We start from the raw sequence: 24047 nt of genomic DNA on the forward strand, positions 1-24047 counted from the left end.
ATCACCTAATCTTTTAATTATGTCTTGCAGCCATAGAGTTCGCAAACGTACAGCGGTTTATGGCCGATTCGTCAGGAAACAGATAAAAAATCTGAAAGTTCCTTTTCCTCAGTACACTTCATTATACGTCAAATTTAGACATATTACTATTACAGTTTCTTTTCATTCCCAGACCGTGAAAAAACCTTGCCCCTATAACAGGCAAGGTTTTTCTGTTATTTTTTCTGTGACAGCCATTTTGCGATCTTCGCGGCTTCCTCATCATTTACAAGATGGCTTGGCATATTGCCGCGTCCGTTTTTAATGATGCTTTCAATTTTAGCTTCATCATACTTCCCGCCGACTTCCTGTAAATTCGGGCCTCCGCCGCCTTCTAAGTCTTTTCCGTGACAGCCGATACAGCTTTGCTGATAAAGCTCTTCTCCTGCTGACGCAGAAGCTTTTGATCCGCCTGAGCTGTCAGAGCTTTCTTTTTTCGATTCATTGGATCCGCCGCATGCCGCCAGCAGGACGGACATGGTCAGAACCAGCGCCAGCAGCGCCCATTTTGATTTCATATGTAAGATGCACCCCTTCGCTATTATAACCCCGTTTACGCGCGTTTGAAACCCTCGCCGAGCACCTCGCTTGCGTCTGCGACAATGACAAAGGCCGACTCATCAATTTGTTTGACGATTTGTTTCAGTTTTGTGAATTCGGTCTGGCCGACGACACACATTAAGATCGGCCGGTCATGTTCCGTATACCCGCCGACTGCGGAAATCTTCGTCACGCCCCTGTCGATTTCTTTCAACACAGCCGATCTGACGGCTTCTTCATGCTGCGTAATGATTAAAGCCATTTTGGAGCGGTTGAACCCGACCTGCACGACATCAATCGTTTTGCTTGAAATAAATACCCCGAGCATCGCATACAGTCCCTGCTCCACTCCGAAAACGAGCATCGCACTCAGCACAATTAATCCGTCCATGATGGCGAGGCACGTTCCCAGCGACAGCCCCGTGTATTTGTGAATGATCTGGCCCGCCAGAGCCGTTCCCCCCGTGGAGCCTTTGCCGAGATACACGATGCCGATTCCCGTTCCGATCCCGACGCCTCCGAAAATCGCCGCCAGCAGTTCATGGGTCGTCGCGGCAGGCAGATCTCTTGTTAAATAGACAGCGAGCGGCAGAACGATGGAACCGACCAGTGTCTTCATTCCGAACTTCCCGCCGAGAATGATCACTCCGGCGATAAACAAAGGGATGTTAATAATCCACTGCACGTAAGCCGGTTCAAAACCAAACGTTTCTAAAATGGTGCTGATCCCGCTTACTCCCCCCGCTGCTATACGGTTCGGCAGCAAAAATACGTTAAACACGATCCCCGTAATCGCCGCGCCGATCATGATGTATATATAATCTTTGATCAGACGGAGCGGCTTATTGTGATTCACATCCATGCAAAATCCTCCGTTCTCCGATTTTCTCTCGATAGCATTTTAAGTCTTCCCGGCTTAGAAGTAAATAACAGCCAAATACCGTATTAATTTGCTAAAGCGCTGTTGTGAAAAATGGAAAAAGAGAACGGATAAAAAAACACACCTTGCCAAAGGCAGGTGTGTTCCCGGATTACGACAGTTTAGAACGTAAATAGGCGTCAATGAAGATATCGATATCTCCGTCCATAACCGCCTGCACGTTCCCCATTTCCGTATTGGTGCGGTGATCTTTCACCATGGAGTACGGATGGAAGACGTACGAGCGGATTTGGCTGCCCCAGCCGATTTCTTTCTGTTCGCCGCGGATTTCGTCAAGCTCCGCCTGCTGTTCTTCAATTCTGCGCTGATACAGCTTCGCTTTGAGCATTTTCATCGCCCGGTCGCGGTTTTTGATTTGTGAACGTTCCGTCTGGCACGTTACGACTACATTTGTCGGCAAGTGGGTGATCCGAACGGCTGAATCAGTCGTATTGACGTGCTGTCCGCCGGCACCGCTCGCCCGGTACGTATCAACTTTAATATCTTCGGTACGAATTTCAATGTCGATTTCTTCATTGAATTCAGGCATGACTTCACAAGACACGAATGACGTGTGGCGGCGTCCTGATGAATCAAATGGAGAAATCCGCACGAGACGGTGTACGCCTTTTTCCGCTTTTAAGTAGCCGTATGCATTGTGGCCTTTAATAAGCAGTGTGACTGACTTAATTCCTGCTTCATCTCCCGGGAGATAATCAAGCGTTTCAACTTTGAAACCGCGTCTTTCCGCCCAGCGGGTATACATTCTGAGCAGCATGGAACCCCAGTCCTGGGATTCCGTACCGCCGGCCCCCGGATGAAGTTCTAAAATCGCGTTATTTTTGTCGTATGGTTCACTGAGCAGCAGCTGAAGCTCAAATTCATTCAATTCCTTCGTTAATGACTTCAGCTCTTTCTCAAGCTCTTGCTGAAGGTCCTGGTCAGGTTCTTCTTTTAAAAGATCATGTGTCATTTGCAGCTCTTCGTGAGACTCGCTCAGCTGATGATAGGAGTTCACGTATTCTTTCAGACCGTTCGCTTCATTGATGACGGTTTGGGCCTTCTGCTGGTCATTCCAGAATTCCGGTTCCGCCATCTTTTCATCTAATTCTGCAATGCGGGCTTCCTTTGATTCGAGGTCAAAGAGACCCCCTGAAGTCCGCTAAACGAGAAGCCATATTTTCGAGCTCTGCCCTGATTTCTGATAATTCCATTCCATTCACCTCATTAAAAGATCCGGGGCGCCATAAGACGCAGACCCGGTCATGTTCGCTTCATACAGTCGAGACTATTCTGTCCGGCCGCAGCAATTTTTATATTTTTTTCCGCTGCCGCAATGGCAAGGCGCGTTGCGTCCGATATCCACAACTTTTCGCACCGGCGCTTTTTTCGCTTGTTTGGCCTCATCGCCGTCCTGCGGCTGATGAGCCGTCGTTTGGCCCTGAACAACTTCTTCGCGTTCCAGATTGCTTTCAATCTCGGCCTTCATGACGAATTTCGCAACTTCGTCCTCAATGGACTCAATCATGTGCTCAAACATGGCGAAGCCTTCCATTTGATATTCACGCAGCGGATTTGTCTGCGCATAAGCGCGGAGGTGAATCCCTTGACGCAGCTGATCCATCGCATCAATATGATCCATCCATTTTGAATCAACGGCACGCAATACGATGACTTTTTCAAATTCACGCATCTGCTCTGTGCCGAAATTCTCTTCTTTTTCATTATATTTTGTCATGATGCGGTCCATGATCATCTCATGCATTTCATCCGGTTCTTTTCCGAAGATATCGCTCTTTTCAAGTGCGCCTTCATCAAGATACGTTGAATTCACCAGCTCCACGAGGCCGTCAAGATTCCATTCTTCCGGAAGCTCCTCTTTCGGCGTATAAGCGGCAATCGCACGCTCCAGAGAAGACTTGATCATGCCTTCCACAATGTCACGCAGGTTTTCAGAGTCAATGACTTCAAAACGCTGCTTGTAAATGACTTCGCGCTGCTGACGGAGCACGTCGTCATATTGAAGAAGCTGTTTACGTGAATCAAAGTTGTTTCCTTCGACACGTTTTTGAGATGATTCCACGGCGCGTGACACCATTTTGCTCTGAATCGGCGTGGAGTCATCCATACCGAACCGGTCAAGCATCGCCATCGTCCGTTCAGCTCCGAAACGGCGCATCAATTCATCTTCCATTGAAAGATAAAATTGTGTGATGCCCGGGTCTCCCTGACGTCCTGAACGTCCGCGGAGCTGATTGTCAATCCGGCGGGATTCGTGGCGTTCCGTACCGACGACTGCAAGGCCGCCAAGCTCTTTTACGCCTTCGCCGAGTTTAATGTCGGTTCCGCGTCCCGCCATGTTGGTCGCAATCGTGACAGCGCCTTTTTGTCCCGCTTCTTCAATAATCTGAGCTTCACGCTCATGGTTTTTGGCATTCAGCACCTGATGCGGAATCCCTTTGTTTTTCAGAAGTTTAGAAATCAATTCAGACGTTTCAACGGCAACCGTACCGACAAGAACCGGCTGTCCGGTCATGTAGCGCTGGGCGACATCCTCCGCCACCGCCTTGAATTTCCCTTCCATTGAGCGGTAGATCAAGTCCGGACGGTCGTCACGGATGACCGGCTGGTTGGTCGGGATGGATACAACCTGCATGTTATAAATATTGCGGAATTCTTCCTCTTCCGTTTTTGCGGTACCGGTCATACCGGCCAGCTTTTCGTACATACGGAAATAGTTTTGGAACGTAATCGTCGCCAATGTCATGCTTTCATTTTGAATCTCCAGGCCTTCTTTCGCCTCAATTGCCTGGTGAAGACCTTCGCTGTAGCGGCGTCCTTTCATCAGACGGCCGGTGAAGGAATCAACGATGACGACCTGGCCGTCCTCAACAACATAATCCACGTCTTTCTGCATCGCAGCATGGGCTTTTAAAGCCTGGTTGATATGGTGGTTCAAGGCCACGTTTTTGACATCAAACAGGTTGTCGATGCCGAACGTTTTTTCAGCCTTCGTCATTCCTTCTTCCGTCAGCTGAACGCCCTTCGTTTTGACGTCATACGTATAATCCTGATCTTTCTTGAGTGTGCGGACAAACGCATTTGCCTGCACGTACAGTTTTGTGGACTTCTGAGCTTGTCCGGAAATAATCAATGGCGTTCTCGCTTCATCGACTAAAATTGAATCGACTTCATCAATAACGGCAAAATGAAGCGGGCGCTGCACCATCTGTTCTTTATAGAGCACCATGTTGTCACGCAAATAATCAAAGCCGAGTTCATTGTTCGTTGAATACGTGATATCGGCTGCGTAAGCTTCGCGTTTTTCGTCTTTTGACATCGAATTCAGGTTCAGGCCGACTGTAAGCCCGAGAAACGCAAAAATCTCTCCCATTTGCTGGGCATCACGGCTCGCCAGATATTCGTTGACCGTTACGACGTGAACGCCTTTTCCCGTCAACGCATTTAAATACACGGGAAGCGTGGACGTCAGCGTTTTCCCTTCCCCTGTTTTCATTTCGGAGATGTTCCCTTCATGAAGGGCGATGCCCCCCATCAGCTGTACTTTAAACGGGAACATGCCGGTTACGCGGCGGGAAGCTTCACGAACGACGGCAAACGCTTCGACAAGAAGGTCATCCGTCGTTTCTCCTTTTTCAAGGCGCTCTTTAAATTCTGCCGTTTTATGTTTAAGCGCCTCGTCAGAGAGATTTTCATAATCTCCTCTTACGGCATCAATGTCATTTGCTATTTTTTCGTATTTGTTCAGCGCACGTTTGGTCGGATCAAACATTTTATTTAAAATCCCAAGCATCTATAACGCTCCTCTATGTTCACATGCAGAATTTGCATGGAATAAATGATAATTTTCTGTCCATGTATACCTCTCATTATCATAACATACCTTTTGCCATTTCCAAAGAATTTGCAGATAAAGATAGAGAAAAACCTTCCGCGCGTTCACGGAAGGCTGGATGGGTTTATTCAGTCGGTTCAATTAATCCGTATTTGCCGTCATTTCTGCGGTAAACGACGTTTGTGAGATTCGTCTCCGCGTTGGTGAATACGAAGAAATTATGTCCGAGCATATTCATTTGGAGAATCGCTTCTTCATTATCCATCGGTTTTAAATTAAAACGCTTTTGACGGACAATTTCCGGGCTGTCATCTTCAATTTCGTCCTGAACCGCTACGCCCGTATCAGCAGCGCTGCCGTTCTCGAAATAATGTTTCGGAAGACCCTGCTCGCGGAATTTTCGGTTGACTTTTGTTTTGTGCTTTCGGATTTGACGTTCCAGCTTGTTTGTTGCGAGATCAATTGCATTGTACATATCCTCGTTATGCACTTCAGAACGAAGCGCCAGATCAGTCATCGGAATGGTGACTTCAACTTTGGATTCCTTATCATTATAGAATTTTAAGTTGACGTTCACATCGGCATTGACGCTCTGCTCGAAATATCGCTCCAGCTTGCCGATTTTTCTCTCCACATGATCCTTTAACGCAGGTGTAACCTCAATGTTTTCTCCTCTGATATTGTAGTTCATCAAAGAACGCCTCCCTTTATCTAAGGATATGTAACTATTTCTCTTTTACCCCTTCTGATCCCTGCTGAAACGTTAAAATAATGTGTAAATTCGGTGAACGATGGCGAATGGTGTCGGTTTTATCCGGCAGCTTCCGCCAGGATTATAAGTATATGCGGAGGACGCAGGCAAAAGACCTGCCGCTTGCAGCAGGTCTAGTGAAGAACATACGGTTTGATGCAGTCGTGCGTCTGCTCCATCCATAGCTTATAATGCGGCAGAAAGATGGTTTTTAAAAACTCCTGAAAAGGGGCGGACGGGAAATCATAATCATTTAACATGCTGAAATCCTGAAAGATCTCGTCAAATGAGCGGATCGCCGTCTCCACGCATCGGCACTCAATGATAGACAGCAGAAGCGCATGAGAGGAATCGAGATGAAAAAAAGCCTGAATCAAATCATTGTAAATCCGCTCGCCCTCCGTCTTAAAAAAATCATCCTGCGTGTCCAACAGGTAGCAAAGCCCCTCATCAATCGTAAAAAGAAGCTGGTAATAGGCTGACACCAAATGGTAATCGTTCAAACTTCTCAAAACACTCACCTATTTGCGTTTGTCGTAATAACGGCCGTCACTTGTCGTTTGATGATACGGATTGAAATACGTATTATGGTAGATTCGTTTTTTCTTAAGCGTTTTTATTTCATTTCGGATACCATCCTGAATCCGTTTCACTTCGCCGGTAATCAGACGGTCCATCGCGGCCACCTGCTGAAGCAGCGTTTTTTCTTCTTCGGAAAAAGGCGGCTTTATGCCCGCAAGCATCTCCTCCCTTTTCTCCGTAAATGCCGTAACGCTGCTGATAAGACCGTCGCTTTCCGGGGCGTCCTTCAGTGCGGCGTACATGTTCTTCGTTTCGTTATACAAAGAAAAGACATTGCTGTTCATCAGGCAAGGCCGCCCGCGCCATGGCTGTTTTTCCGTTCACTCTGCATGGCCTGCTTCCACGTGTCGCGAAATTCAGTAACGAGTTTTTCCGCTTCATCTAAAAATTCTCCGTTATTCTGCACGTTCGCGTCGATCAGCCGGCGGCGGATGTAATCATAAATGGATGACATCTGTTCAGAAATCTCAATCTCCCGGTTTAACGTGATGCTGAGCTCTTGAATGATGTTTTGCGCCTTTACGATATTTTCATTTTTGGCTTCAAGGTTGTTTTGCTTCATCGCCTGCCTGGCCAGCTTAATGAATCGCAGGCAGCCGTTATAAAGCATAAGAGTCAGCTCTTCCGGAGCGGCTGTAAAGACGGATGTCTGCTGATAAGCAGCAAAAGGATTATTTATTGCCATTTTTATAAAACCTCCAAGGTTATGATGTTGAAGATCCTAACATTGACGTGAGATATGAAGATTGGCTGTTCAATTTCTCCAATGCCGTATCCAGTGCGCTGAACTTTTTATAATATCTCGATTCGATGTCATCCAGCTTCGTTTTCATATTGGAAATATTTGTTTCTATTTCATTCAAACTTTTTCCGATGGCAAAGCTGGATGATACCGAGCTTTCTGTACCCGCCTGTTTTGAAATTTGAGTCTGCATTTTGTTTAATGTGTCTTTTAATCTCCGGGCAATCCCCTGCTCCTCCGGGTTTTTGATAGTCTTACCGGTTGAGCTGTCTGTAATCGTACTTGTACTGTCTGCATTAAACAGCTTAGCCACGAGAGAGGGGTTCTCGGTAATTTTCTGTTTCAGTTTCGCTTCGTCTTTAATGACAAGCTTTCCAAACTTTCCTTGATCCTCATAACTAGACGTCTCTATACCGAAATCGGCAAGCTGATATTTTTTTCCGTCAATCGTAACCGTTGAGTACAGATCAAGCCGCATTTCAGCCAAACCGTTCTGCAGCGTGCTGTCGCTCCGTAATAACCCGCTTTTGGCCTTTGCCTCCCACTGCTCAATCTGCTTATCGGTCATCGCTTCTCTTTGTTCATCGGTTAGCGGCTTATAATCGCGGTATTTTGATTCTGTTACCTTCTCGTTTGCACTTTTAATTAACGTATTGTATTTATCAACGAAATCTTTAATGTTGTCAAAAATGCCGTCCGTATCAGTCGTGCTGTTAATCGTAACCGTTTTATTGCTGTCCGTCACGCTGTTCAGCGTGTATTTGATGCCGTTGATCGTAAAGTTATTTGACGTTTTTGTCATTTCAAGCCCGTTGAACGTAAACTTCGCGTTTTTCCCTTCGGCATTGGCCGTCAGTTCATTTGTTGCATCATCAACGGCAAAACCGAGCTGATCTTTCAGAAAGCTTTTGGTTGCGTCATCACCTGCGGCAAGGGTAAATCCTTCCCCCGTTTTATTGGAAGTGAACGCAATCGTGTCCACATAATCCGTGCCGTTGGAAATTTTCTCTTTTAAAGCCGTCACTCCGAGACCCGAGCTGTTCAGTTTGGAAATGACATCGTCAATCGTATCGGTTGCGGCGATCGTGACGTTTACCTCAGTCGGCTTCGTTTCACCCGGATTTGTGACATTGAATTTCAATGTTTGGCTCTGACCTGAAGTGAAATTGATGGTCCCTGATGATTTATATGTCGTCGAAGTGGCCAGCTGCTGTACAGACATACTCGTTGAAATATTCTGCTCAGCACTGACGGCCACCGCGCTGACACTGGAATCCGAACTTGTTACTGTTTTTTTATTCCAGTTTGTGGACATCAGCATATTATTAAATGTCGTAGAATACATGTCGGCAATCTGGGTATTCACTTCCCGATAAGCATCGCGCTTCCATTCAAGCGTCTGCTTTTGCTGGTTTAATTTATTAAGCGGCTGCTTTTCGGCATCCATCATTTTTTTCACCAGAGAATCTACATCAAGACCGGAATTAAGGCCTGTGATTCTTGTGACCATATGTACCCTCTCCTTTTCGGCGTTTAGTCGTAGACGGCTCTATGACAACAGTGAGTTTCCGACTGTTTATCATATCACAGCTCCATAAATGTATGATCTTATTCTTATATCGGTCATATTAAAAGGTTTTCAATAATTTAACTGCAAAATATAATGTTTCATTTTGTCAATAGGGTTCTTTGGCTTGCTGAAGGGGGAGATAGCTGAAGAAATAAAAAAAAGACCCTGGAGAACCAGGATCTTTCCGTCATTAACCTTTCAGCAATTGAAGAACTTGCTGAGGCTGTTGGTTAGCTTGCGCAAGCATAGCTTGAGAAGCCTGAGTAAGGATGTTGTTTTTCGTGTACTCCATCATCTCAGAAGCCATGTCTACGTCACGGATACGTGATTCAGCAGAAGTCAGGTTCTCAGAAGAAGTACCAAGGTTGTTGATTGTGTGCTCTAAACGGTTTTGAACCGCACCAAGTTTAGCGCGCTCGCTTGAAACTGTGTCGATAGCTGTTTTGATTGTTGTAAGAGCAGTAGATGCTGCATCTGCGGAAGTAGAGATATCAATTCCTGCAGTAGCAGTCCCAACAGCAAGACTTTCAGAATCCATTTTATTAATTGAAAGTTTCATAGTTTGACCTTCATTGGCACCGATTTGGAAAGTCAGGTCAGTTGCTGTACCATCAAGTAATTTCTTTGTGTTGAATTCTGTGTCTGTAGAAATTCTAGTTACTTCAGAAGAAAGCTGATCCATTTCTTTTTGTAACTCAGCACGGTCAGAAGTAGTGTTCGTGTCGTTAGCCGCTTGTGTAGCAAGCTCGCTCATACGCTGAAGAATGCTGTGAGTTTCGTTTAATGCACCCTCAGCCGTTTGGATAAGAGAGATTCCGTCTTGAGCGTTTTTAGAAGCCATGTCTAAACCGCGGATTTGGGAACGCATTTTTTCAGAGATCGCAAGACCCGCAGCGTCATCACCAGCGCGGTTGATGCGAAGACCTGAAGATAATTTTTCCATGTTTTTTGCAGCAGAGTTTGAACCTGCATTCAGCTGACGGCTAGTGTTAAGAGCCGCGATATTGTGGTTGATTCTCATTTTGTATTTCCTCCCTGAATTGTTTTTCGCACGTCCTTGTGCATTTGCGCAGCGTCATTCTGAAGAAAATTTTTCCTCTCATTGGCTACACTATATATATCGGATGGCCGTTTCTATTGTTTATATTGAAAATAAAAAAATCCTCACTTTTTTTGTGAGGATAAGTTAAGTAATAAATCAGTATTAAAAGATACAGCTCTGTTGTTCTCTTCCAGGATCGACAAGTAGATTTCTTTCCTGTGAATATCTACGTGCTGAGGCGCTTCAATTCCCAGCTTCACTTGTTCTCCTTCGATGGCGATCACCTTTATTTCAATATCCGGCCCGATCTGAATGGACTCATTCACTTTTCTTGAGAGAACTAGCATGATCCTCCTCCTATCAGATGTTTTGTTTCATAGGAAGCATCATGTAAAATGATTTGTTTCGCCTTCATTTCCTTTTTATTGACGATAATCGGCGCTTTTAAATTGGCGGTCGTGTTTTCAAAAGGCTCTTCCAGCGTTAAAATCGCCATCACTTCGACGTCCTCTATATCTTCAATATGCAAAAGTTCAAGCGTCGCATGGTCAATGTCAAATTCGTACCCTTTAAAGAAAATAAACGGACTGGCGACAATAAAGGCGATGTGCTCCTGTTTGACAGACTGCAGCGCCAAAAACGGTGAATCTTCCGACAAAGGAAGAACAACAAATTGAGTCTCGTCATTAAATCCCGGCAGGCCGTTTTCAAATGAGATAATCTGCCCTTCGTCTATTCTGATTTCTCCGTGATATTTTGTTTTAATTATCATGCTTCACAATCCTTTACCACTTTCATCTTTTATTCTGCGTTGCCATCGTCAACCGAAATCGTCACCTTAGGGTCTTGCATCATATCAATCTGAACTTTCCCCGGCGTATAATTCCATACAGGTTTATTGACGGCTGCTTCAATTGAAGGTTTGCGGGCTTCAATATCAATCGTAAGCTTTGAAGGAATGCAGTCAATGTCGACGAGAAACTGCGCAGGCAGAAAGTCGCTGAATTCGCCGAATGGATCGGGCGGTCTGACATCTGCTGCCTGCCGGGCCATCACATTGCCCGTTTTCTTTTCGATAGCCGCCATTTCCTTCCCTTCCCTGACTGTTTTTGCGATAAACTCGCTGCAGGCTTCCGCACCTTTCTGGGCGGCTTCAGCGTTCAGCTTTTCAAATGATTTGAGATTCAAGTTCTCCCACGCCCTCGTCTGGTCAATCGTCAGTTTGGCCGGCGTGCTTTCAATGTTCAGCTCTGCCGGCGGCTGCTCGATTTCCAGGTCAGCGGGCAGCTGTTCCATCTCGATTTCTTCCTTTTGAAAGGTTATACCGATTTTAGCAGGCACACTGTCAATAATCAATCTCGGCATCTGCACAGAGACCCCTCCTATTTATAATATTTTAGTAAAAAAAGCGATCTCCCTGGTGTGAGTCGCTTTTTTATATACTGAAGACGGTCAGTTATATTATTTCAGAAAGTCAATCAGTGACGGCTGAATGATATTCGCATTCACTGACAGCGCTGCTCTATGAACCGTCTGTTGAGATAAATAATCAACAATTACATCTTCCATTTCTACATCTTCATTATCGGACAATACTTTTTCAGCGGTTGCCGCTTGTGATTCCAATCTTGTCTGAATGAGTTCCAACCGGTTTGTGCGTGCGCCGATATTGGATTTTTCAGCATTCATTTTATCAGTAAAACCGTCAATATCTGACAGAATTTGATCTGAATCTGCTTCGGACAGCGTGCCTTTGCTTAAAGAGGCTTCTAAGGAGTTAAGAAATTCAAAAACATTATCTCCATTTTGTGCGACGCCTCCGAAAGCTGAGTTTGGATCAGAATTCACTTTCAACACTGCTCCGTTCGAGATGTTGATGTTAACATCCGAAGCACCTGTATAATTCTCATAGTTGTACGTATATGTGCCGTCGGCATTTTCAGTGATCGGCGGGACGTCTGAATTTGTTCCGTTAAACAGATAACGTCCGTTTACCTGAGTATTCGCGACAGAAACGAGCTGCTTTTTCAGCTGGCCGATTTCTGTACCGATTGCTTTCAATTCTGTTTCACCGTTCGAATCACTTTTCGCCTGAACCATCAAGTCCCGGATTTTCCCCATAATATCCGTTTCCGAGTTTACGCTTGATTCCGAGTTTTCCAGCCATGTAAAGCCTTGCGAAACATTCCGCTGATACTGGTTTACCTGCGCAAGCTGAGTACGGTACTGCATTCCCTTCATTGCAACGACCGGATCATCAGAAGCTTTCGTGATTTTTTTCCCCGTAGACACTTGCTGCTGAAGCCGATCGAGCTTGTCATAACTTGAGCCGATAAATCGAAGAGAATTTTTTGCGATCATCCCTTGAGTTACTCTCATTTACTTATCTCCTATCTTCCTCCGGTGCCCATACCGTTAATAATTTTATCGAATATTTCATCCTGCATCGTTATAATCCGCGCAGCCGCATTATAAGCGTGCTGAAACTGAATCATATTTGTCATTTCTTCATCTAAAGACACTGCACTGACTGATTGTCTCCGTTCATCGGCTGAAAGAGTGTTGCTTTCAGAGTTGTTCATAAGATTGGCCGCTTTTTGTGAATTAACGCCCAGCTTTCCGATAAGGGATTCATAAAAGTCATTAATTGTAGTGGTTTCACCGTTAATAGTCAGCTTGCTGTTCTGTACGGCTGCAAGATTTGTCGCGTTTGTGCCGTCACTTTTTTCTCCGTTTAACGACGCTGCGATATTATCAGTAGACGCAAGGATTTTGTCACTGACTTTTATTTTCGCTGCCGCACCTTTTGCCGGCACCGCTTCACCACCGCTGAAATCAAAAAATGCTGCACCCTGTTCGCCTGTATAGGTCTTCCCTTTTTCATGAACTGCATTAAACGCGTCAGCAAAGGACAGCGCCATATTGTCAAGAGCCGTCAGCATTTCAGGATAAAGACCTTTTTCTTCTCCGTTTGACATATAGCCGTATGATTCAATAAGACCTAAAAGTGAGCCTTTTCCGGTAAATGCATCCGCATTCACCGTACTGCTGCCCACTGACACACTCGACACGAGGCCGCTGTCCTTGTCGTAGTTGATTTTCATTTCTGAAACTGTTTTTGTTTTACCGTCGAGCAGCGTACCGAGAGAATTGTTGTTCCCGTTCAGCAATTCGACGTTAACCGTGCCCTCAGCAGTCGCCAAGGCATGTCCGCCCGACTTATTATATGAAACTTTTATATTTGCCATAGAAGATAATTGATCAATCAATCTGTCTCTTTGGTCATACAAATCATTAGGGAGCATACCGCTCGGCTCAACTGCCGCTATTTGATTGTTAAGGTCATTCAGCTGATTGAGAATGGAATTGACCTGATCCGCTGTGTTATCCAGGTTCTTTTTAATATCACCCTGAATGTTAGTCAAAGAGGTAGATATATAGTTAAAACTTTCGGCAAGAGATTTCCCCTGCTCCTGCAAAACTGAGCGCGCTCCCGTATTTTCCGGATTCGTCGCCAGATCCTGAAGGGCATTCCAAAACGAACTGAGCGATCCGTTTAATCCGTTATCGTCAAGCTCTTTCATGACGCCTTCCATTTGTGACAATGAATTGGAACGGGCTGTATAGTACCCTAATTTTGTATTTTCAGTTCTGTACTGATAGTCTAAAAAACTGTCTCTGACGCGCTCAACTGAACCGGCTTTTACTCCTGTTCCGATTTGGCCGGCCGTCAGATCACTGTTTTTTGATACTGCGGGATAAGGGCTTGTCGATTGTAATGTGACGCGCTGCCTCGTATATCCTTCTGTATTTGCATTTGCAACGTTATTTGAAACTGTGCTCAATGCAGTCTGCTGCGCACTCAATGCACGCCTTGCTGTTTCCAGCCCCATAAAAGTCGATGGCATTGAAAATCCTCCGTTCTAAGCTTTTGAATCGAATAATGTCAAACGGCTGACAGGCTTGCGCGCCGCTTGCGGCTCTTTATAATTCATATTCTCTTTTTCACCCGGCATGATCATATCGAATGCCCCGGAGATGAATTGTAAAGCCTGAATCGTGAGCTGTTTGTTCATCTCATTCACTTCTTTCAGACGGTCAAGAAGCGCAGACAAAGAGTGAAATAACCCTTCAAGCTCCTGTTTTTCACTGCCCGAAGTTCTGGAGATGCATGCAGCAATTGTATTGTCCTCACCGCGGCTGAGAAACTGAGAAGTTAACCTGATTCGTTCTTCCTCAGTCTGCCCGATTGCCTGAATATACTTTTGCTCTTTGGTCAATATGTTGGAGAGCTCTTTTGTTTTACCTGCTTTCAGCGCTTCCGTTTTCTCCTCAGACAGCGTGAGCAGATGTTCATGCAGTGCGCAAAGTCGCTTCAGTTGATCAATAATTGGCTTTGCTGACATTGGCTTTCTCCTTTTTATTGCTTTTTATAGAAATTTACTATGTTTTCAGCGATGCTGTTTGAATCTATTTTATATGTTCCGCTCTCTATATCCGCTTTAAGCTGAGCGATTTTTTCCTGACGTGTTTTAGTGACCGCATCTGACGCATTTTGAAGCTCTTTTGCATGAGAAGAAATTTCCACTTTGTCCTTCGGCTTTGCAGCCTCTTTTTGTACGGCTTGCTTTTCGTAATTTTTTTGGTATGGATTAACGGATTGTGTTCCGTACTGATTGATTTTCATAGGATTCCTCTCGCTTTCTGTTCGCAGTCTAATTCTTTTATCGACTGCGTTATCAGTTAGTTTAGGGAATCAGGTGTTTTTGGTATTATAGGCATAGTATGTGTCTTTTGTACTGTTTTTCTCTTCGAATTCAGCGGCTGTTTTTTGGTTCATATGGTCTAATTGCGACTCAATATCTGTCTGACAGGACTTGCAAAATTTCCCCGTCCTGATTGGATTTCCGCACCTTTCGCAAGGATATGCCAAATTCGGAAGCTGGCTGATCTGAATCCTTTTTTGTTTGATAAACTTGAGGATCAGCTCTTCATCCACACCTGTTTCCTCAGTGATCTGCTGCATCGTCGACTGTCTGTTGATCTGCTTTCTCAAAAATTTATAGACGGTTTCAAATGCTTTTTCTTCTTCTTTAATACATGCCTGGCACACGGTCTGCAGGTTCGTTTTAAAAAATAAAGCATTGCATTTTGGACAATTCGCCAATTCACCCATCGTATTAACTCCTATTCCTTCTTTAATCTGCCTTATATTTCTATCAATTATATCGGCAGAAAAAAAGAATGATTTAGCTCCTGATTAAAGTAAAAGAGGAGACCGATGACGCTTTGCCCGCTGTCAGCAGGACTTCGGCGGCTTGGTGAAGTGTGGCGCCCGTCGTATAAATATCATCTATTAAAATGACGTTCATACCTTCGGCGGAGTTTTCGGCTGCTGAAAACTTTTTTTCTGCAGACAGCCTGTCTGTTTTGCTCTTTTTGGATTGTTTTTCGTTGTTCAGTCGGATGAGGGGGGAAATGACGGGCATTCCGAGCAGAGAGGCCAGCAGCTCGGATTGATTGAATCCGCGTTCCGCCAGCCGTTCGCCGCTCAGCGGAATAGGGATGAGAGTATGTGTATTTGATGGATATGCCGCTTTAAAGCCGGCAGCAAAGTCACGTTCAAATGCTTGAATGATTTTCGCATCACCCCTGAATTTAAAACGGGCCAATGAGTCCTTCATCGCATCATTATACAAATATACCGAACGGTTTCGCCGCAGCAAAAAGCGCTTTTCCGTTTTTGATTCCCGGGCCGCACAATCAGCGCATTTTTCATTTGACTCCTGAGGCCTCCCGCATATACTGCATACGGGGCCTTCAATTTTTTCGAATTGGCTGCTGCATATGCTGCATACCTCTTGCTCGGGCGCCAGAGAAAACAGAGATCTCCAAGTCAATGAACTTGAAATTGGTGAGTCACACAATAAACAATTCAGAGATATTACGCTCCTTCCCGAGTTTCACAGAACTCGCTTGGATTAACCGAAACAATCGCCGCTGATTCAGCCAGAATGACAAGCAGCGCCGTATTTTTCTGTTTATCAACTATCTCTGCTTTTGCATAAGCAACTTTCTTTTTATCTGTAACATATGCCGGCTCAGCCCGGTTTAATGAAAGTGCCAGTACATCATTTTTGCATACCCGGCATGTGCATTTCATATGAAGCTGAGACATATGGCGGTCGAGAAGTTCCTTTAATACGATTTCTTTTGAATTGACAAGCATGCTGACAGCTCCTCATAGGAAAGTATGAGTATACTGTATCACGTTTTCTGAAATTAACTAGTCCAACAATTTACTTTTTTGTGCCAATTTGTTCATATGTTCTATATGTTTTTTTGCTTTTTTCATTCCGTTTGTAATTCCGAAATGAAACATGACGACATCACCGCTGAAATGTTTATAATGCCTTCCCGTTCTGCCCGCGATCTGTACGAGCGCGCTCTCAGTAAAGATAGGTGCTTCTGCGCCGAGGACACATGTCTGAACTTTGGGCACGGTAACCCCTCTTTCTAAAATCGTAGTCGTTACCAGCAGGTCAAGCCGGCCGTCTCTGAACCGTTTCACTTTATCCTTTCTGAATGTGTCTTCCGCATGAACGCCTTCTGCCCTTACATTTAATTTCTGAAAATAATCCGTTGTCTTTTTCAATACATGTACAGACGGAACGAATAAGAAAACCGGCAGCTGTGATTGAAGTTTTTGGCGGACCCAATCGGTTACAGAGCGCGGCAGTTTTCCTTTCTGAAGCTTCTTCTTCCAATTGCCGCACCACAAAAAACGCGGCTCCGGGAGGGGTTTCCGATGATATCTGGCCGGTATGCGGACGCTTTTCAGTAAACCGGCTTCAGCCTTCTTTTTTAATGTGTCTGAAGGAGTTGCCGTTACATAAACAAGGGCGCTGTTTTTCTTCCTCGCTTTATCAACAGCGAATCTTAATGTCTCATCGGCTGAAAAAGGAAACGCATCTACTTCATCTATTATCATGACATCAAAAATGTCTCGGTAGCGCATCAGCTGGTGAGCGGTTGAAATCATTAACGGAGTCAGACGGCCTTTGTCCTCGCTGCCGCCGTACAAAGCAGAAACTTCGACTTTCTCAAATGCTTTTTTCAGTCTCGGCAGCAGTTCAAGTACGACATCTGTACGCGGAGTCGCGACACAGACGCGCAAACCGTGATTCAGCGCAAACTCGATACCCGGAAACAGCATCTCTGTTTTCCCCGATCCGCAAACCGCCCATACTAACAGCTCTTGTCTCTCTTTTATCGCATCTGTAAGCGCGGCGGCCGCCCGCTTCTGTCCGTCTGTCAGTGTTCCTTCCCAAGAAAGCTTTACAGGCTCCCAGCTGTTTTCATGGGCTTGATTCCAAGAATATAATGATGTCAGTTCATCAGCCCTTCCCATCATGACACAGGCACGGCAATAGGTAATCTTCCTTTTGGCAGAGGGCGCCCAAAATGCCGCAAAGCTGGCTTGATCAGACTGACCGCATCGTTGGCAGACGTAACGGTTTTTCCGGCGGATGATTGACGGCTCGTCCGTTATATATTCTTTTTCTGTAAAACGCTTGATGCGCTGATCTGAAAACGGTATCTCAGATCTCAATAAATGCCGGCCGTAAAAGAAATCCCGCACCTCTGAAAATTCTGAAGCACCTTCGGACATCTCCCTGCCTCCTTTCTGCTCAAAGTATGCCTTGTCGGGAACCCACTTGTCGAATTGCGAAAATTAAAAAATAAAAAAATCTCCGCCCTTGAAAACGGAGATTTTCACTTAGTTTTTAAAGCACCAGCCGATTCCGATGGCGCCTTCGCCCAAATGGGTTCCGATCACGGCACCGAAATAGCTGTTATAGAATTCGACATGAGGATATTTACCGCTTAACTCCTGTATAATATCCGCCGCTTCTTCTTCCCTGTTTGCATGGATGACAGCGGCCCGCATCGGGATTCCTTTACTTGCATCCTCCCCAAACAGCTCAAAAATTCTCGAAATCGCTTTTTTGCGTGTCCGAATCTTCTCAAAAGGAACAATTACCTTATTGTCAAAATGAAGAATAGGCTTTACCTTTAACAGACCGCCGATAAAAGCCTGAGCACTGCTTAGACGCCCGCCCCGCTGAAGGTGTGATAAATCGTCCACCATAAAATACGCACGGACTGTTTTTTTCATTTCTTCCAGCTCTTTTATAATCTCTTCCGGTGAGTCAACACCGTCTTTAATGAGCTGTGCTGCCTTTAATGCATAAAAACCTTGTGCCAAACAGCTGATCTCTGAATCAAAGGGATAAACTTTAATATGATCAACCATAGTGTTTGCCGAGGCGGCGCTGTTATATGTTCCGCTGATTCCGCTGGACAAATGTATGCTTATGACTGCATCATATGTTTTGCCCAGTTCTTCGTACAATGCGATTAATTCACCGAAAGAAGGCTGAGACGTAGTCGGCAGCTCATCATGATTTTTTACTTCTTTATAAAAACTTCTCCAGTCGAGTTCTGTTTCTTCGCGGAATGTTTTTTCACCGAAAACCACTTGGAGAGGAATCATATGAATATGATGTTCTTCTCTCATCTCTTTCGGAATATATGCTGTACTGTCTGTTACAACTGCAATCTTCATCACTTTACCTGCCTTATTAAGTACTTAATAAGTATTTTAATAGATATGCAGCTGTAAAAAAAGACTTGCCATAACAGGCAAGTCTTCTCACACATGACTAACGCATCTCTACCCAGCCGTTTTTAATGGCCACGACAACGGCTTGTGTCCGGTCATTAACGTTCATTTTCTGCAAAATATTACTCACGTGGTTTTTCACTGTTTTCTCACTGATAAACAATGATTCACCGATTCCGCGGTTGCTTTCTCCGTCTGCAAGCATTTGCAGCACTTCACATTCCCGTCTCGTTAATATATGTAATGGTCTCCGGATTTCCGGGTAAACCTCATGCTGAGGATGAGCAGAAACTCCGCTTGTCGCAAGACGGCGGAATTCGTTGACAAGATTGTGGGTTACTTTCGGGTGAAGGTAAGAACCGCCCTCGGCTACCACTTTCACTGCTTCGATTAAAGTATCTGCGTCCATCTCTTTCAGGAGATAGCCTCTTGCACCTGTTTTTAAAGCATGAGTCACATAGTTTTCATCATCATGGATGGAGAGGATAATCACCTTAGATTCAGGGTACAGCTCAACAAGCTGTTTAGTAGCCTCTACTCCATTTACATTCGGCATATTGATGTCCATTATGACAACATCGGGATGATAATGCTCGACGATTCGAGCCGCCTCATCTCCATCGTCACCTTCTGCTACCACTTCAAAGGTAGGTTCAAAATCCAATATTCTTTTTACACCCTCACGGAATAGTTGATGGTCGTCGATAATAACAATATTTACTTTAGTCACACGCTACGCCTCCTTATCCTATTGTTCTATATACGCCGCTGTTCGGTCAATATGTCTTTTGGCTCTATTTAACAAATTATAGGCCGAGAGATAACGGAACCTTAATCATGATAAATGTCCCAAGACCTATTTTAGAGTCTATCGTTATCGTTCCTTCAAGCAGATCTACTCTTTCTTTCATTCCCAGCAAGCCGAATGACTTGTTTTTCTTTTGTTTAGCATCCTTAATATCAAAGCCTTTTCCGTTGTCCTTAATGATGAGAACGACAAAATCAGCGGTTACTTCCACTTTTACTGTAATTTCCTCTGATTCTGAATGCTTGAGTGCATTTGTGACGGCTTCCTGAGCGAGACGGAAAAGCGCCACTTCAAATTGCGGGGCAAGCCTTTGGTTCTCCGTGTCTCCGATACACTGAAAATGTATTTTCACCTTTCCGTTGTATTCTTCAGTTGTATAAAGATATTTTCTCAGTGTCGGAATCAGCCCGAGATCGTCCAATGCCATCGGTCTTAAATCATATATAATCCTCCTGACTTCGTAAAGGGCATTCCGCACATTCTGCCGCAGATTTCTGATTTCCTGAAATCCGTCCTCCGTGCCGCGGTCGCGGAAGATCCGTTCAATTAATTCCGATCTCATCATGACATTTGCCAGCATTTGCGCGGGACCGTCATGAATTTCTCTGGAAACTCTTTTTCTTTCTTCCTCTTGGGCTTCAATGATTCTTAAACCGAAATCTTGTTTAGCCTGCGCATCGGCAAGAAGAAGCCCTACTTGGCGAAGGTCTTGATTCAGGTAATTCAGAACGACGGTTATTTGGCTGACCAATGATTCTGACCGTTCAATGATTTCCTGAAGCCCCAAAAGCCGGCGTTCTAAATCATCTCTGCGCTCCCGCAGCTGCTTTTCACGCTGTTGGATCATCGTCAGTTCCACTTGAAGTTTGTGCGCCTTTTCATAGGCGTTGCGAATTTCTTCTTCGCTGAACTTATGGAAATTTCTGCTTACTTCAGACAAGCGGTTTCGTGCGTGCCGCGTATGAACTTCAAGTTTGTCGCCCAGCTCAATGACTTCGTAGACCTGCTGTTTGATCTGTTTGAGTTCTTCAACCAGCTGCTCATATTGCTGGCGCGACTGCTCTCCGATTTGAAAAACCTCGTCCTTACTCCCGTCCACGGTTTTCAGCATTTTCATAAGTATAGAATCCAAAACTTTGGAGTCCATCTTCGATTTATTCATCTGTCTCCCTCCGTAACGGTGTTGTTATGTATTTTTATTATAAATGTAATTGAACTGCAATTTATGTCGAATTATAATGAAAGAATGCGTATATTCTAGAAAAAAACATTTTTATATAGTATCTTACTCTTTCATGATACCAAAATATGCGCAAAAATTCTAAAGTCTGTTCGAATTTGTAGAAACAAGTCTTTTAATGCTTGTCAGGAGGGTCCAGCAATCATGCTGCACAGCTATTTAACAGTTAAAGAAACGGGTGAACATGAGATTGTGATTGAAAAATCGCGTTTTATCTGTCACCTGAGCCGTGCTGCTTCTGAAGAGGAAGCGCAGGAATTTATACAAAAGATAAAAAAACAGCACTGGAATGCGACTCATAACTGCTCAGCTTATCTGATCGGCGAAACCGACCATATACAAAAGGCGAATGATGACGGAGAACCAAGCGGCACAGCCGGCGTCCCCATGCTGGAAGTGCTGAAAAAACGCGGTCTGAAAGATACCTGCGCGGTGGTTACCCGGTATTTCGGCGGAATAAAGCTCGGTGCAGGCGGATTGATTCGTGCATATGGGAAGTCAGTGTCTGAAGGCTTAAATCATATAGGAGTTACGGAGCGGAAGCTGATGCGGATTATGCATACATCAGCGGATTATACGTGGCTCGGCAAGATAGAGAACGAACTGAGAGAATCAGTTTTTTTACTGAAAGATATCCATTATGCGGATCATGTCGAATTTGAAACGTACGTTGAAGAAAAAGACAAAGAAGCGTTTATCAAATGGATGACAGAGCTGACGAACGGCAAGAGTAAGAATACAGAGGGAGAACTGACGTATTTAGAAACAGACGTCAGCCCTAAAGGAGACTAATGTAATGGCTGAACGTGTAAGAGTGCGTGTTCGAAAGAAAAAGAAAAGCAAACGAAAGATCATATTCAAACGGATTTTGCTGCTGCTTACCCTCGTTTTGTTAGTCGCTGCCGGGTTTGGCGGATACAAAGTATACAAAACGATCAATGCGGCAGATAATGCATATGATGCCCTTTCCCGCGGAGACAAATCAAAACTTCGGGATAAAGTCATCGATATGAAGAAAAAACCGTTCTCCATTTTGTTTATGGGGATCGAAAATTATGCCACAAGCGGAAAAGGCGGACGATCAGACTCTCTTATTGTCGTTACCCTTGATCCGAGAAATAAAACAATGAAAATGCTGAGTATTCCGCGTGATACGCGGGTGACGCTTGCCGGCGATACAACCGGTAAAAAATCAAAAATCAATGCGGCTTTTGCTAAAGGCGGGGCGGATGAAACCGTCTCAACCGTCGAAGACTTATTAGGCATACCGATTGATAAGTATGTCACTGTCGATTTTAACGGCTTTAAGGATGTTATTGATGAAGTCGGCGGAGTCAATGTAAAAGTACCTTTTGACTTCGACGAGATGAGTGACGTCAGTAAAAAGAAACGGATCTACTTCAAGAAAGGAAACATGCATTTGAACGGTGAGCAGGCTCTGGCTTACGCACGCATGAGAAAGCAGGATAAACGCGGAGACTTCGGCCGTAATGACCGCCAAAAGCAAATCCTAAATGCACTGATCGACCAAATGTCTAAGGCTGGAAATATTGCTAAAATCGATAAAATCGCTGAAACAGCAAGCAATAATGTCCAAACGAATATTCGAATCACTGAAGGACTCGCCCTTCAGCAGATTTACAACGGCTTTACCAGCAAAAAGATTGATACACTGACCATAACAGGATCAGATTTATATTTAGGCGGCGGCGGAACCGCGTCTACGGGCGGAACGTATTATTTCCAGCCCGATCCGACCAATCTCGAAAAAGTACGGCAGGAATTGCAGAAACACCTGGATTACCCGTCCGGAAGCAGCACGGCGTCCGATCCTGCTTCTGACAGCACCGGAACGGACAGTACGACTGATTCGACTTCTGACAGCACAGGAACAGGCGGTACGGCTGATTCGACTTCCGGCAGCGCAGGAACAAGCGGTACCACTGATTCAACCAACGGTACTGCCGGTGCAAACGGTACGGACAGCACACAGTCCGGCGGCACAACAGGCTATTAAGAGTAAACCCGATCCTTTGAGCAGGATCGGGTTTTTTTATATAATAAGAGAATAGCAGAATCCACAAAAAAGCAGACCATTCGCATGATCTGCTCTTTTTAATTTTTCTTTACCAATCTCTTGTAAAACTTGGTAAATGGTTTAAATTGTTCATTTACTAACCCTGTGACCTCTGCTATGATTTGCATAAATACAATCAATACAAAAATAATAAACAGCGAAAGCCATATGGTCGCGCTTTTCAGCAGGATGGCACTGACGCTGAAAATAAAGCCGATTAAATAAATGATAATGACAGCCGTGCGGTGTGACAGCCCGAAGGCCATCAGCCGGTGGTGTATATGTGACTTATCAGGCGCTGAGATCGGCTGTTTGTTTAAAATCCGCCTGATGACGGCGAATGTCGTATCAAAAATCGGCACGCCCAAAATGATGATCGGAATGATGATACTGAATAAAGTAACACTTTTATAAAGACCTAATAATGAGAGTACTGAGATGACGTATCCGAGAAATAGCGATCCGGTATCTCCCATAAATATCTTTGCCGGGTGAAAATTATAAAATAAAAATCCGAGTGTGCTTCCTATCACGACAAGTGAAAGTGACAGAATAAGGATTTTCCCTCCGGACAACGCCATAACGGCGATAGTGGAGAGTCCGATGACCGACAGGCCGGCAGCGAGTCCGTCCAAACCGTCAATCAGGTTCATCGCGTTCGTAATACCGACGATCCATAACACAGTCAGCGGGTAAGCGACCCATCCCAATTCTAAACGTTCCGTTAAAAACGGTACGGAGAAAAAGTCCATTTTTAGTCCCGTGCTCACAATCATAATGGCCACGGCCAGCTGGACGAAAAACTTTACCTTTGCGCTTAATTGGTATTTATCATCGAGGATTCCTAAAATAACAATAATAAACGCACCCACTGTAATGGCGGTCATTTTTGTTTCATTATATATGCCGGCCGCGAGCACACCCGCCGCTACGCCGATAAAGATGGCCAGGCCGCCCATACGGGGCATTATTTTATCATGTACTTTTCGGTTGCTGGGCTGGTCAACTGCACCTATTTTGATCGCAATTTTTTTTACGATAGGAGTTAGGATTAAAACCGTTAGCAGAGAGACAAAAAACGCAACAACAATGCGAAACATGCGTTCGTCAAGCATAAAGAAGTCTCCTTTGGAATTATATGAAGTCTTTTCTGATATTGAACCGTTCCTTCCATTATAATTCTTACTAGTTATTA

General features: G+C 44.7%; 27 protein-coding genes. 2 read left to right on the forward strand and 25 right to left on the reverse strand.

What is annotated here, in order from left to right:
* Window positions 1-215: 215 nt before the first annotated feature.
* The 24 genes from cccB to degS form a co-directional block, all read right to left on the reverse strand.
* Window positions 216-557: a cytochrome c551 gene (gene cccB / locus JNUCC21_RS18490; protein WP_003151417.1), complete on the reverse strand. Its 342-nt coding sequence runs from the start codon at window positions 555-557 to the stop codon at window positions 216-218.
* A 35-nt stretch (window positions 558-592) separates the two neighbouring features.
* Window positions 593-1441, reverse strand: coding sequence for a YitT family protein (locus JNUCC21_RS18495; RefSeq protein WP_150941461.1), 849 nt, complete (start codon window positions 1439-1441; stop codon window positions 593-595).
* 169 nt (window positions 1442-1610) lie between these two features.
* A protein-coding gene (gene prfB / locus JNUCC21_RS18500; RefSeq protein WP_098081803.1) for a peptide chain release factor 2 occupies window positions 1611-2712 on the reverse strand; the annotation gives its coding sequence in 2 pieces (ribosomal slippage) (window positions 1611-2639 and window positions 2641-2712; 1101 coding nt in all).
* A gap of 74 nt (window positions 2713-2786) precedes the next feature.
* Window positions 2787-5312, reverse strand: a complete 2526-nt coding sequence (secA, locus tag JNUCC21_RS18505) for a preprotein translocase subunit SecA (RefSeq protein WP_007407469.1) — start codon at window positions 5310-5312, stop codon at window positions 2787-2789.
* Between the two features lie 166 nt (window positions 5313-5478).
* Window positions 5479-6045: a ribosome hibernation-promoting factor, HPF/YfiA family gene (hpf, locus tag JNUCC21_RS18510; RefSeq protein WP_003151413.1), complete on the reverse strand. Its 567-nt coding sequence runs from the start codon at window positions 6043-6045 to the stop codon at window positions 5479-5481.
* 194 nt (window positions 6046-6239) lie between these two features.
* Window positions 6240-6617, reverse strand: coding sequence for a hypothetical protein (locus JNUCC21_RS18515; protein ID WP_003151412.1), 378 nt, complete (start codon window positions 6615-6617; stop codon window positions 6240-6242).
* A 9-nt stretch (window positions 6618-6626) separates the two neighbouring features.
* Entirely contained in the window at window positions 6627-6971 is a 345-nt protein-coding gene (gene fliT / locus JNUCC21_RS18520; protein WP_007407472.1) for a flagella biosynthesis regulatory protein FliT, read from the reverse strand.
* Window positions 6971-7372 carry a flagellar export chaperone FliS gene (gene fliS / locus JNUCC21_RS18525; RefSeq protein ID WP_003151407.1) on the reverse strand — a complete coding sequence of 134 codons (402 nt, stop codon included), beginning with the start codon at window positions 7370-7372 and terminating at the stop codon, window positions 6971-6973. Before fliS ends, fliT begins: the two co-directional genes overlap by 1 nt.
* Before the next feature lie 19 nt (window positions 7373-7391).
* On the reverse strand, window positions 7392-8939 hold the full coding sequence (locus tag JNUCC21_RS18530; protein WP_150941462.1) for a flagellar hook-associated protein 2: 1548 nt from the start codon (window positions 8937-8939) through the stop codon (window positions 7392-7394).
* Between the two features lie 250 nt (window positions 8940-9189).
* Complete coding sequence (gene hag / locus JNUCC21_RS18535; protein WP_007614094.1) at window positions 9190-10020, reverse strand: flagellin Hag; 831 nt, start codon at window positions 10018-10020, stop codon at window positions 9190-9192.
* Between the two features lie 143 nt (window positions 10021-10163).
* Window positions 10164-10388 (reverse strand): carbon storage regulator CsrA, encoded by a 225-nt coding sequence (gene csrA / locus JNUCC21_RS18540; protein WP_003151402.1) that lies wholly within the window; start codon window positions 10386-10388, stop codon window positions 10164-10166.
* Window positions 10382-10813: a flagellar assembly protein FliW gene (gene fliW, locus JNUCC21_RS18545; RefSeq protein ID WP_007407475.1), complete on the reverse strand. Its 432-nt coding sequence runs from the start codon at window positions 10811-10813 to the stop codon at window positions 10382-10384. The genes csrA and fliW overlap by 7 nt, the downstream gene beginning before the upstream one ends.
* A gap of 29 nt (window positions 10814-10842) precedes the next feature.
* Entirely contained in the window at window positions 10843-11412 is a 570-nt protein-coding gene (locus tag JNUCC21_RS18550) for a DUF6470 family protein (RefSeq protein ID WP_072589626.1), read from the reverse strand.
* Between the two features lie 90 nt (window positions 11413-11502).
* On the reverse strand, window positions 11503-12420 hold the full coding sequence (gene flgL / locus JNUCC21_RS18555; RefSeq protein ID WP_007407477.1) for a flagellar hook-associated protein FlgL: 918 nt from the start codon (window positions 12418-12420) through the stop codon (window positions 11503-11505).
* Window positions 12421-12431: 11 nt separating this feature from the next.
* The gene (gene flgK / locus JNUCC21_RS18560; protein ID WP_025285351.1) at window positions 12432-13949 is read right to left on the reverse strand and encodes a flagellar hook-associated protein FlgK; all 1518 of its coding nucleotides are present in this window, start codon (window positions 13947-13949) and stop codon (window positions 12432-12434) included.
* 15 nt (window positions 13950-13964) lie between these two features.
* Window positions 13965-14447 carry a flagellar protein FlgN gene (locus tag JNUCC21_RS18565; RefSeq protein WP_003151394.1) on the reverse strand — a complete coding sequence of 161 codons (483 nt, stop codon included), beginning with the start codon at window positions 14445-14447 and terminating at the stop codon, window positions 13965-13967.
* Between the two features lie 14 nt (window positions 14448-14461).
* On the reverse strand, window positions 14462-14728 hold the full coding sequence (flgM, locus tag JNUCC21_RS18570; protein ID WP_003151393.1) for a flagellar biosynthesis anti-sigma factor FlgM: 267 nt from the start codon (window positions 14726-14728) through the stop codon (window positions 14462-14464).
* Between the two features lie 69 nt (window positions 14729-14797).
* Entirely contained in the window at window positions 14798-15217 is a 420-nt protein-coding gene (locus JNUCC21_RS18575; protein WP_012118571.1) for a TIGR03826 family flagellar region protein, read from the reverse strand.
* A 73-nt stretch (window positions 15218-15290) separates the two neighbouring features.
* Window positions 15291-15980 (reverse strand): phosphoribosyltransferase family protein, encoded by a 690-nt coding sequence (locus JNUCC21_RS18580; RefSeq protein WP_199022660.1) that lies wholly within the window; start codon window positions 15978-15980, stop codon window positions 15291-15293.
* 5 nt (window positions 15981-15985) lie between these two features.
* Complete coding sequence (locus tag JNUCC21_RS18585) at window positions 15986-16270, reverse strand: late competence development ComFB family protein (protein WP_007407481.1); 285 nt, start codon at window positions 16268-16270, stop codon at window positions 15986-15988.
* A gap of 57 nt (window positions 16271-16327) precedes the next feature.
* Window positions 16328-17713 carry a DEAD/DEAH box helicase gene (locus tag JNUCC21_RS18590; RefSeq protein WP_150941463.1) on the reverse strand — a complete coding sequence of 462 codons (1386 nt, stop codon included), beginning with the start codon at window positions 17711-17713 and terminating at the stop codon, window positions 16328-16330.
* Between the two features lie 108 nt (window positions 17714-17821).
* Window positions 17822-18670, reverse strand: coding sequence for a DegV family protein (locus JNUCC21_RS18595; RefSeq protein WP_003151387.1), 849 nt, complete (start codon window positions 18668-18670; stop codon window positions 17822-17824).
* A 97-nt stretch (window positions 18671-18767) separates the two neighbouring features.
* Window positions 18768-19457, reverse strand: a complete 690-nt coding sequence (gene degU, locus JNUCC21_RS18600; protein WP_369878394.1) for a two-component system response regulator DegU — start codon at window positions 19455-19457, stop codon at window positions 18768-18770.
* A gap of 76 nt (window positions 19458-19533) precedes the next feature.
* Window positions 19534-20697 carry a two-component sensor histidine kinase DegS gene (gene degS / locus JNUCC21_RS18605; protein WP_007407484.1) on the reverse strand — a complete coding sequence of 388 codons (1164 nt, stop codon included), beginning with the start codon at window positions 20695-20697 and terminating at the stop codon, window positions 19534-19536.
* A gap of 222 nt (window positions 20698-20919) precedes the next feature.
* On the opposite strand from degS, the gene JNUCC21_RS18610 reads away from it, so the two are divergent.
* Together JNUCC21_RS18610 and JNUCC21_RS18615 are read left to right on the forward strand one after the other, a co-directional pair.
* Window positions 20920-21567 (forward strand): YigZ family protein, encoded by a 648-nt coding sequence (locus JNUCC21_RS18610; protein ID WP_007407485.1) that lies wholly within the window; start codon window positions 20920-20922, stop codon window positions 21565-21567.
* A gap of 4 nt (window positions 21568-21571) precedes the next feature.
* A complete protein-coding gene (locus JNUCC21_RS18615; protein ID WP_012118574.1) occupies window positions 21572-22792 on the forward strand; it encodes an LCP family protein in 1221 nt (406 codons plus the stop codon).
* Between the two features lie 98 nt (window positions 22793-22890).
* Here the strand turns inward: JNUCC21_RS18615 and JNUCC21_RS18620 are convergent, their stop codons facing one another.
* Window positions 22891-23967 (reverse strand): glycosyltransferase family 4 protein, encoded by a 1077-nt coding sequence (locus JNUCC21_RS18620; RefSeq protein ID WP_003151382.1) that lies wholly within the window; start codon window positions 23965-23967, stop codon window positions 22891-22893.
* Window positions 23968-24047 lie beyond the last annotated feature (80 nt).

Origin of the sequence: Bacillus sp. JNUCC-21 (assembly GCF_041222765.1) — a bacterium.
GTDB lineage: Bacteria > Bacillota > Bacilli > Bacillales > Bacillaceae > Bacillus > Bacillus velezensis.

Bases quoted from the DNA above. Each gene is read 5' to 3' on its own strand.
- JNUCC21_RS18565 (WP_003151394.1), bottom strand. From the start codon at position 14,447: ATGTCAGCAAAGCCAATTATTGATCAACTGAAGCGACTTTGCGCACTG.
- fliT (WP_007407472.1), bottom strand. From the start codon at position 6,971: ATGAACAGCAATGTCTTTTCTTTGTATAACGAAACGAAGAACATGTAC.
- JNUCC21_RS18590 (WP_150941463.1), bottom strand. From the start codon at position 17,713: ATGTCCGAAGGTGCTTCAGAATTTTCAGAGGTGCGGGATTTCTTTTAC.
- flgL (WP_007407477.1), bottom strand. From the start codon at position 12,420: ATGAGAGTAACTCAAGGGATGATCGCAAAAAATTCTCTTCGATTTATC.
- csrA (WP_003151402.1), bottom strand. From the start codon at position 10,388: ATGCTAGTTCTCTCAAGAAAAGTGAATGAGTCCATTCAGATCGGGCCG.
- degS (WP_007407484.1), bottom strand. From the start codon at position 20,697: ATGAATAAATCGAAGATGGACTCCAAAGTTTTGGATTCTATACTTATG.
- hag (WP_007614094.1), bottom strand. From the start codon at position 10,020: ATGAGAATCAACCACAATATCGCGGCTCTTAACACTAGCCGTCAGCTG.
- secA (WP_007407469.1), bottom strand. From the start codon at position 5,312: ATGCTTGGGATTTTAAATAAAATGTTTGATCCGACCAAACGTGCGCTG.
- JNUCC21_RS18530 (WP_150941462.1), bottom strand. From the start codon at position 8,939: ATGGTCACAAGAATCACAGGCCTTAATTCCGGTCTTGATGTAGATTCT.
- JNUCC21_RS18495 (WP_150941461.1), bottom strand. From the start codon at position 1,441: ATGGATGTGAATCACAATAAGCCGCTCCGTCTGATCAAAGATTATATA.
- JNUCC21_RS18575 (WP_012118571.1), bottom strand. From the start codon at position 15,217: ATGGGTGAATTGGCGAATTGTCCAAAATGCAATGCTTTATTTTTTAAA.
- flgM (WP_003151393.1), bottom strand. From the start codon at position 14,728: ATGAAAATCAATCAGTACGGAACACAATCCGTTAATCCATACCAAAAA.
- hpf (WP_003151413.1), bottom strand. From the start codon at position 6,045: ATGAACTACAATATCAGAGGAGAAAACATTGAGGTTACACCTGCGTTA.
- JNUCC21_RS18595 (WP_003151387.1), bottom strand. From the start codon at position 18,670: ATGAAGATTGCAGTTGTAACAGACAGTACAGCATATATTCCGAAAGAG.
- fliW (WP_007407475.1), bottom strand. From the start codon at position 10,813: ATGATAATTAAAACAAAATATCACGGAGAAATCAGAATAGACGAAGGG.
- JNUCC21_RS18610 (WP_007407485.1), top strand. From the start codon at position 20,920: ATGCTGCACAGCTATTTAACAGTTAAAGAAACGGGTGAACATGAGATT.
- cccB (WP_003151417.1), bottom strand. From the start codon at position 557: ATGAAATCAAAATGGGCGCTGCTGGCGCTGGTTCTGACCATGTCCGTC.
- JNUCC21_RS18585 (WP_007407481.1), bottom strand. From the start codon at position 16,270: ATGCTTGTCAATTCAAAAGAAATCGTATTAAAGGAACTTCTCGACCGC.
- flgK (WP_025285351.1), bottom strand. From the start codon at position 13,949: ATGCCATCGACTTTTATGGGGCTGGAAACAGCAAGGCGTGCATTGAGT.
- fliS (WP_003151407.1), bottom strand. From the start codon at position 7,372: ATGGCAATAAATAATCCTTTTGCTGCTTATCAGCAGACATCCGTCTTT.
- JNUCC21_RS18615 (WP_012118574.1), top strand. From the start codon at position 21,572: ATGGCTGAACGTGTAAGAGTGCGTGTTCGAAAGAAAAAGAAAAGCAAA.
- JNUCC21_RS18620 (WP_003151382.1), bottom strand. From the start codon at position 23,967: ATGCTTGACGAACGCATGTTTCGCATTGTTGTTGCGTTTTTTGTCTCT.